Consider the following 7,971-nt stretch of genomic DNA (forward strand, 5'->3'; position numbering starts at 1 on the left):
ATCCCGGCCTCCACCGCCCCATGCCCGCACAGGACCGGGCTCTACGACGAGATCATCGGGCACATGAATTCGCTGCTCGCCGATTGGTGCCGCGCGGGTCGCATTCGCGACGCCACCGTCGCCGCGGCCGTCGTTCCGGTCTGGGCGCGCACAATCGACGAGTTCCGGGCTCCCTTTGAGGCGGGCGGCGGGCGCTTCGCCGGCCTCGAACTCGAAAGCGCCGAGCTGTTCCGTCTCGACAACCCTTACTGGCACGACGATCCCGCGGTGTTCGCGCGGGAATACGTACTGAGCGTGGCCGCGTGGGGAGGGCCGCTCCTCCTGCGTGCCTTTGCGCACGAGGGCGAAGCCCGTGCTGCGGGTCTGCTCGCCGACTTCTTCGAAGAGCTGCAAGAGCGCGTTGTGGACGCCCCCGACCGCTATCGCTGGGACTACATCGAGGCCCTCGTCATCTGCCGGAAGGCGGGATAGCGCTACCCCGCCGCGCGCTCGATATCGCCCAGCACGGGCGGGCCTTTGCCGTCGGTCGCGCGCCGCAGCAGGAACATGCGCAGCCGACCGTAATGCTTGGCCATCTCCGTGTTGCCGACGTAGTCGCAGGAGAACTGACCGGCGTTGTGCAGGGCCAACATTGCCGCAAATGTCTCGGTGACATAGACGCAGCCTTCCGGCGTGATCGGCTCGATGCGTGCGGCGCGGCTGACGTGGGCGCCGTAATAGTTGGGCCGGTCGGTGACCGGATCGTCGAGCTCATAGACCGGTCCGAGATGGCCGCCGAGGCGCAACTTGAGCGTGTCGGGCAGCCCAGCCGCCTCGAGATCGACTGCGCTCAGGGCGTCCTGCATGTCGAGCGCACAAGCGGCTGCTCGGCCGGCATCGCGAAAGACGACGAAAATACCGTCCCCCCAGGTATTTACGAACGTGATGTGCTGCTTGTGGCCGCGCGCCACCTCACCCAACGTGCCCATGATCGTCTGGGTGAAGTGCGGCAGTTGGGCGTCGGTCAGCTTGCTGAAGCCGTGGATATCGCCGAAAAGCATTGCGCGCGTGTCACGTCGGCCACGAGCAACCTTCGGACGGTGCCAGGGTGGAAGCTTCTCAAGATCCGCGTCTTGACCGGTCGGCACGAGTTTGACCGGGTGGCCGGCCTCGCGCCAAGCGCTCATGTCGGCGGCGGTATCGACGATCGCGCCTTCATCGACGACACCGTCCCACACCGCCAACTGCATCAGCGGCGCATGCAGATGCCGGGCGCACAGGCTGGCGAGACCCATCGCCAGGCTGCTGCTGTAGGGGAAGAGCTGATCGTCGCCCAAATACGCGTCCTCGGTCGCGAAGCGCACCGTCTTGGCCGCGGCGAGACATGCCTCGAAGCGCACAACCCAGCCCTCGCCCGCCGGGCGGACTAACTCTTCGATGAAATCGGCTGTGCCGAAGGGCAATACGATATTCAGCGCGACGCCGCGTTCGAGCAGCGCCTCAGCGAACAAGATGTCCGTGCCGGCGGCGAGCGAGCCATAGGCCGCGCCGATGCGAATCCCCTTGATCAGCGAGGTGATATCGGCCGCGGTCGTCGTCGCCTGCTTATTGCTGCCGAGGAAATGGACGACGGTCGGTGGCTTGAACGCGCCCAGCACGCCGGGGTCGAGCTTCTTCGCCGCGACGATGCGTTCAAGCTGCCGGCCGGTGGTGGCCAGCGCGGCGTCGTCGTGGCCGGCTGCGCCGACGACTTGGTCGACCAGCCCACCCGCCGCGTCGAGATCGCCCATCGCAAGATGGGCTTCGAGGGCGGTCGCCAGCACCCAATAGCGGTCGGGCGCAGCGTCATCCAGATTCGTGATGCGCGGCTTCAGAAGGTCGAGAACGTCGCCGGCGAGCCGGTCAGCAGCTTCGGTATCGCCGGCGAACAGGGCCAACGTTGCGGCATTGATCGCGGGGTAATAGGCCTCCGGGTCGCCGGCGTCGGTGGCGGCGCGGAAGGCATCCTCATAGCGTGCGCGGCCCTCGCGGAACAACGCGGCGCGCGCCTCGCCCGTCTCGGCGAAGGCCTGGTCCTTCTTCAGCCGGCCGAGCAGGCTGCGGGCGTCGGTCTCCGGTCGCTTGTCGAGGCCGAATTCGTAGTACTTCTCGAGCGCAAGCGATGTCGCGCCGGCGTTGGCCAGGCTGAGCACCGCGCGATGTGCGAGCCCGAAGTTGTCGGGAAACAGCTCCAGCGCGTCGGTCGCCTGGTCGTAGGCGCGGAAGAATTCGCCGTGATCGAAGAAAGCCTTGACGTCTTTCAGCAGTCCTTCGGCAGTGACGGGCGGGCTTTGCGTGTCGGTCATCCGCGCCTCCAGCTACTTCGGCGCCGTTATGGTACGCCAGCAAATGATCCGCGGCGCCAGAAACGGCTTTGGGGGCTACCCTGAGGCCATGACCGAACAGTCAAGCGCGATCACCGTGTCGCACCCACCCGAGGCGTTACTGCGCCTCGTCAACCCGATGATGAAAATGCTGCTGCACACCCCATTCGCCGGCCCGGCACGCAACCAGCTGATGGTGGTCGACTTCACCGGCCGCAAAAGCGGGAAGCATTACTCACTTCCGTTGAGCGCCCATGCAATTGACGGCGTCCTGTATGCGATGACCGGCGCGACCTGGAAGAACAATTTCCGCGACGGCGCCACCGCACAGGTCCTGCACGACGGCAAGAAGACGACGATGCGCGGCGAGCTCATCACGGACAAGGCGCATGTTATCGACCTCTATGCGCGCTGCGCCGAGGGCTACGGAGCCAAGCGCGCAGGGCGGGCAATGGGGTTAGGGTTCCGCGATAATCAGATGCCGACCCGCGATCAGTGGGCCGAGGCCGTCGACGAGCTGAAGCTGAGGGCGATCCGCTTCACCCCGGCCACCTAGATGTCATATTCCGGCAGCGTGAAGTTGTCGCGAATGCTGCCGGCAAACAGGGTGGTCAGCGGCGCGAAGTTCGCCATACGCAACCCCGCGTTGCGAACCCACAGACCCAACCGGGTCCGGGTGGCGAAGAACGGAATGTAGCGCACCGCGCCGGCTTGCTTGGTCTTGATGAACGGACCCAGCAGCGACTGGTAGGCGTCGAAGGCGTGTCGGTAGTCGGCGCCGGCCCGCGCGAGTTCGCCGGCCAATACGTACGCCTCGGCGATCGCCAGGCCGGTGCCCTCGCCGCCCAGCAACGAAATGCAGCCGGCCGCATCGCCGATCAGCAGCACCCGACTGCGCGACCAGTTGGGCATCCGGATCTGGCTGACGACGTCGAAATACAGGTCGTCCACGTTATCGAGCGCCGCTAAGATGTCGTGCGACTCCCAGCCGACATCACTGAACTCGTTGCGCAGCTGGTGTTTTGGTGTCAGGTCGGTGGTGTTGTGCTCGGCGCGGAAGATGAACAAGAACATGGTGCGGTCGTCGCGCAACGCGAAACGCGCCAGCTGGCGACCGGGTGAGCCATAGGTGACGTAGACCAGCTCGTCGCGGGGCCGGTATCCGTCGGCAACGCACGCCGCGACCTTGCAGCCGAGGTAGCGTTCGAAGTCCTGCTCTGGCCCGAAGACCAGCCTGCGCACGTTCGAGTGCAACCCGTCGGCGCCGATCAGCAGGTCGAATTCACGCGGCGCGCTGTTCTCGAAGGTCAGCCGGGCACCGTCATCGCGCTGCTCGACGCTCGCGATGCTTTCGCCGAAAATGGTTTCGACCTTGTCCTCGATCGTGGTGTACATCGCGGCGGCCAGGTCGCCGCGGGGCAGGCTGGCGAAGTCTTCGCCGATCATGCGCCGAAAGACGTCGACGTCCACGTCGGCCTTGACCTCGCCGCGCGAGCCAACGGAGCGAAGCCATTCAATTTGGTACCCCGCCGACTGGATGGCGTCCTCGATGCCCATGCGTTTGGCGACTTGGTAGCCGACTCCCCAAAAGTCGATCATGTAGCCGCCGGTGCGGAATTGCGGCGCCTGCTCGATCAGGGTTGGGGTGTGGCCGGTGCGGTCTAACCAGTAGGCCAGCGCTGCGCCCGCCACGCCGGCGCCGCTGATTGCGATCCTCACGCTTCGATTCTTACGCGTTCGACGAGGTCGAGCAGCCGCTTGTAGTGTGACCCGGCCCAGTAGATGCGGCCGCAGTCTGCGCAACGGCTGAATTGGTCGTAGTAGCGGCGGGTCAGCGGCTCGAGGTCATCGATCACCTCGTCCTTAGACCGTGGTGAGTATGCCGTTGCACCGCACACACCGGGTCAACGGCTTGAGTCGTTCGCTTAGGTCCAGTCGCCGGATCACCTCGCGCGTCTGCTGCTCGGGCTGCTGGGAGTGCACGAACAGCCCGTGGGTGATCGCGCGGCGCTTCAGCAGGCCGCGGTCGCGGGTCAGCAGAATGCGTTGCTGCTCAAGGCTTATAGTGGCCAGGCTCTGATCGTCGGCGTCGCTGGACCACCACACGTCGAAGCCGAGTACGCGCAGCAGCCGCGCCAGCCGGCCGAGGTTGACGTCGACGACGAAGCGCGGATCACGTAGCGGGGTTGGCCGCAGTTTCGCGGTCGGGCCGATGTCGAACGCCTCGAACATCGGGTAGGCGGCGATGCGGTCGCCGGTGGTGGGGCGGTGGTCGAAGTTTTCCGGATCGCCGTTAACCAGGATGAGGTCGATTTCGGTGTGCGGGATGCCCATCGCTTCCAGCACATCCTTGACGGTCTGGTGGCTGCGGAACGGCCGGCGCACCGTCACACCGCGCGACCCGGGCGCCAGGAAGTCGTTGAGCTCGGCGTAAGCGCGGACGTTCACGTAGCCGACCATGCCTCATGCTCTCCCTTGCGGTGGCGGCGCGCAATCAAGCCCGCCCGCCGGAACCATTTGGCCTCTTGCCCGCCTCTGAGCGACAACGCCCCAGCGGCTCACGAGTTGTCGCTCAGAGGCGGGCAAATCGTGAGTGTCACCTCTTCGAGATACTCATGTGGCAGATGTGACGGCGCCCGCGCCTTGCGCGGCGTGGGTCCGCGTGATCGCCGGTTCCTCATAGCCCGCCGAAAGCACCGCCTCGCGCACCGCCGCACCGACGGCCTCGATCCGATCGGCGGGCACCAACGCGATCACGCACCCACCGAAGCCGCCACCGGTCATTCGGGCGCCAAAAGCGCCTGCCTCGACCGCAACCGAGGCGATCAGGTCGATGTTCTCGGTGGTGATTTCGAAATCGTCACGCATCGACGCATGGGAAGCATTAAAGATACGGCCCGCCTCGCCGTAGTCTGAACCACGAACGGCCGCAACAAAATCAAACACCCGCTGGTTCTCGGTCAGCACATGACGAGCCCGCCGAGCATCGACCGCGTCGCGCACTCCGTCCAGCACCGAGAGCCCGCGATCCTGAATCTCCCGCAACGACACCACACCCACATCGGCGGCCGCCCGCTCACACGACAGCCGACGCGCCGCGTATTCACCGCCAACGTGACCGTGCCGCTCCCGGGAGTCGATCAACAACAGCGCCACACCAGAGGCCGACGGGTCGAACGCCACCGGCTCGACGGCCAGAGTCCGGAAATCGATCAGCAGCGCCGTCGACTCCGCACCGAACAGCGACGACAACTGATCAAGCAAACCCGTTGGCGCGCCGACATACTCGTTCTCCGCCCGCTGCGCCAGCCGCGCCTGCCCAAGCCGATCGATCCGCCAGCCGGCAGCCGTCACGAACGCCCCCAGCGCAGCGCACTCCAACGCCGCCGACGACGACAGGCCCGACCCCATCTCGACGTCGCTGGTGACCGACATGCTCCCGCCGCCCACCGGATGCCCGGCCATGCGCAGCGCCCACACCACCCCGGCCACATAGCCGGCCCACCCGGCCACCTCACCGGGCTTGGTGCGCAATGGGATTCGCACCGAGCCGTCGACGCGGTCGCTGCAGACCGTGATCGCAGAGGCATCCGATGGCTCGAAAGTCGCCACCGTGCGCTGCGGCAACGCGATCGGTAACGCCCAGCCGAGGTTGTAATCGGTGTGCTCGCCGATCAGGTTGATCCGTCCCGGCGCGGCGTATCGGACCGTCACCCGAGCCCTCGCAGCCGCTCGGCCACGGCCTCGGGCGTCACATCGCTGATAAACGCGTCCATCGCCGACTCCGAAGCCGCCAAATACTTGAGCGCGACCGCACTGCGCCGAATCGACATCAGCTCGACGTGAAAGTAACCCTCGCGCTGCGCGTCGGTGTCGGCATACTGATGCAGCGCCGAAATATACGGCAGCGGACCGGAATACATCCGGTCGAACCGGCGCAACACGTCAAGGTAGATCCGTGCGAAATCGTCCAGCTCGGCTGCGCCAAGGTCAAGCAGGTTGTGCACGAACCGGTTCGGATAGATGTGCACCTCCACCGGCCAACGCGCCGCGAATGGCACGAACGCGGTGAACAGATCGGTGCGCGCCACCACCCGCGTGCCGTCCTGGACCTCACGGGCCAGTAGATCGGCAAACATGTTGCTGCCGTGTGACTCTCGATACTCCGATGCCTGCTGCAGCATCGCCGCGGTCCGCGGCGTCAAAAATGGGTAGCCATAGATCTGTCCGTGCGGATGGGTCAGCGTCACGCCGATCTCCTCGCCGCGATTTTCGAAGCAGAACACCTGCTCCACACCGGGCATCGCCATCAAGTCCGCAGTCCGGTGTCGCCACGCGTCCACGACAAGCCGGGCATGCGCCGTCTCTAGATCCGCGAACGACCCAGTGTGGTTGCTGGAGAAGCAAATCACCTCGCAGCGGCCGAATCCCGGCGCGCACGCGAACCCGTCTGGCACCGAGGGCGGCGACCCCGCCCCGGACAGGCTCGGAAACCGGTTCTCGAAGACGACGACGTCGTAGTCGGCTGCGGGCACCTCGCTGGTCAAACCGGTCGGTCGCGGGCACAGCGGGCATTGATCGGGCGGCGGCTTGTAGGTGCGGTCTTGCCGCAGCGCCGCGACGATCACCCACTGCCCGGTCGTCTGGTCGTAGCGCAATTCGGTTTGATTCGGGTTACGCGCGGGCAGCGGCCGGCGGTCGTCGACCGGTGCCGGGCTGTGGCCGGGCAGCGAAAAGAACAGCAGCTCGCGGCCGTCGGCCAGCTTGGTCCGCGTCGGCTCCGTCACGTTCATTAGGGTCACGATAGACAGGGTCAAAGCGAGAGAGGCTAATCACGAGTGTTCGGCCGGGCAACCGCGCTGTATCAGCGGGCGCAGAACTGGGCGATCGGCTCCGACCCCGGACTACTGCGGCTGCGGATGGCCGCCCGCACGACCGTCTCCTTGGCGATCGCGCTGCTGATCCTGTTTCTGCTCACCAGGGCAACCCACCAGCCGTTGACTGTCGCGCTGCTCGGCGTTTTGATCACCATGGTCGCCGGACGAGCCGTCAACGAACCTGACCCACACAAGCAGAAGGTCACGCTGGCGCTGCTGCCACTGCCCGCGGCGCTGTCCCTCACCGCGGCTACCGTCCTGGCGCCGCATCGGGTGCTCTGCGACGTGGTGTTCGTCATCGTCGTGTACGCCTCGGTCTACGCCCGCCGGTATGGCCCGCGCGGGCGGGCGCTGGGGATGGTCGCTTTCATGGCCTACTTCTTCGCGCAGTTTTTGCGTGCGACGACCCGCGAGTTGCCCTGGCTGATCGGCGCAGTGCTGATCGGCATGGTGTGCAGCTTCTTGATGACCGTCGTCATCCTGCCCGATCGGCCCGAAGGCGTACTGCGAGCCACCATGCGCTCGCTGCGGGCGCGGATGGCGATCGTCATCGACACCACCGCCGAGGCGCTCGAGGCCGGCCGTCTCGACGAACGGCGCCGACGGCGGCTGCGGGCTCGGACGGCCCGGCTCAACGAGACCGCGTTGATGGTGCAAAGCCAGATCGAAGAGAAGGTCAACCCGGCCGTGCTGTGGCCCGACGTCAGCGGCGAGGACCTTGCGCTGTGGTTGTTCGACGCCGAGCTCACCGT

At 66.2% G+C, this 7,971-nt stretch carries 6 protein-coding genes and 2 pseudogenes; 3 read left to right on the forward strand and 5 right to left on the reverse strand.

The genetic code is table 11. From position 1 onward, the window contains the following. Positions 1-471: hypothetical protein (locus tag WB785_RS24040; protein WP_424082490.1), on the forward strand; the 471-nt coding region annotated here is incomplete at its 5' end. Positions 472-473: 2 nt separating this feature from the next. Here WB785_RS24040 and WB785_RS24045 read toward each other — a convergent pair. Beyond that, entirely contained in the window at positions 474-2,324 is a 1,851-nt protein-coding gene (locus WB785_RS24045) for an adenylate/guanylate cyclase domain-containing protein (RefSeq protein ID WP_424082492.1), read from the reverse strand. 88 nt (positions 2,325-2,412) lie between these two features. Here WB785_RS24045 and WB785_RS24050 point away from each other — a divergent pair, with 88 nt between their 5' ends. Next, on the forward strand, positions 2,413-2,898 hold the full coding sequence (locus WB785_RS24050; RefSeq protein ID WP_424082498.1) for a hypothetical protein: 486 nt from the start codon (positions 2,413-2,415) through the stop codon (positions 2,896-2,898). Here the strand turns inward: WB785_RS24050 and WB785_RS24055 are convergent. From WB785_RS24055 to galT, 4 genes and pseudogenes are all read right to left on the reverse strand, one after another. Then, positions 2,895-4,061: an FAD-binding domain gene (locus WB785_RS24055; RefSeq protein ID WP_424082494.1), complete on the reverse strand. Its 1,167-nt coding sequence runs from the start codon at positions 4,059-4,061 to the stop codon at positions 2,895-2,897. The genes WB785_RS24050 and WB785_RS24055 overlap by 4 nt on opposite strands. After that, positions 4,058-4,802 (reverse strand): annotated as a pseudogene (locus tag WB785_RS24060) (Mut7-C RNAse domain-containing protein). Before WB785_RS24060 ends, WB785_RS24055 begins: the two are co-directional and overlap by 4 nt. Positions 4,803-4,955: 153 nt before the next feature. Then, complete coding sequence (locus WB785_RS24065; RefSeq protein ID WP_424082495.1) at positions 4,956-6,056, reverse strand: galactokinase; 1,101 nt, start codon at positions 6,054-6,056, stop codon at positions 4,956-4,958. Then, a complete protein-coding gene (galT, locus tag WB785_RS24070) occupies positions 6,053-7,135 on the reverse strand; it encodes a galactose-1-phosphate uridylyltransferase (RefSeq protein WP_424082496.1) in 1,083 nt (360 codons plus the stop codon). The genes WB785_RS24065 and galT overlap by 4 nt, the downstream gene beginning before the upstream one ends. A 126-nt stretch (positions 7,136-7,261) precedes the next feature. On the opposite strand from galT, the pseudogene WB785_RS24075 reads away from it, so the two are divergent. Next, positions 7,262-7,971 (forward strand): annotated as a pseudogene (locus WB785_RS24075) (FUSC family protein); the annotation flags it as partial.

This window comes from Mycobacterium sp., from assembly GCF_049585075.1.
Classification (GTDB): domain Bacteria; phylum Actinomycetota; class Actinomycetes; order Mycobacteriales; family Mycobacteriaceae; genus Mycobacterium.

What these genes read in the sequence shown, in the direction of transcription:
- WB785_RS24050 (WP_424082498.1), top strand. Translation starts at nt 2,413, where the DNA reads ATGACCGAACAGTCAAGCGCGATCACCGTGTCGCACCCACCCGAGGCG.
- galT (WP_424082496.1), bottom strand. Translation starts at nt 7,135, where the DNA reads ATGAACGTGACGGAGCCGACGCGGACCAAGCTGGCCGACGGCCGCGAG.
- WB785_RS24045 (WP_424082492.1), bottom strand. Translation starts at nt 2,324, where the DNA reads ATGACCGACACGCAAAGCCCGCCCGTCACTGCCGAAGGACTGCTGAAA.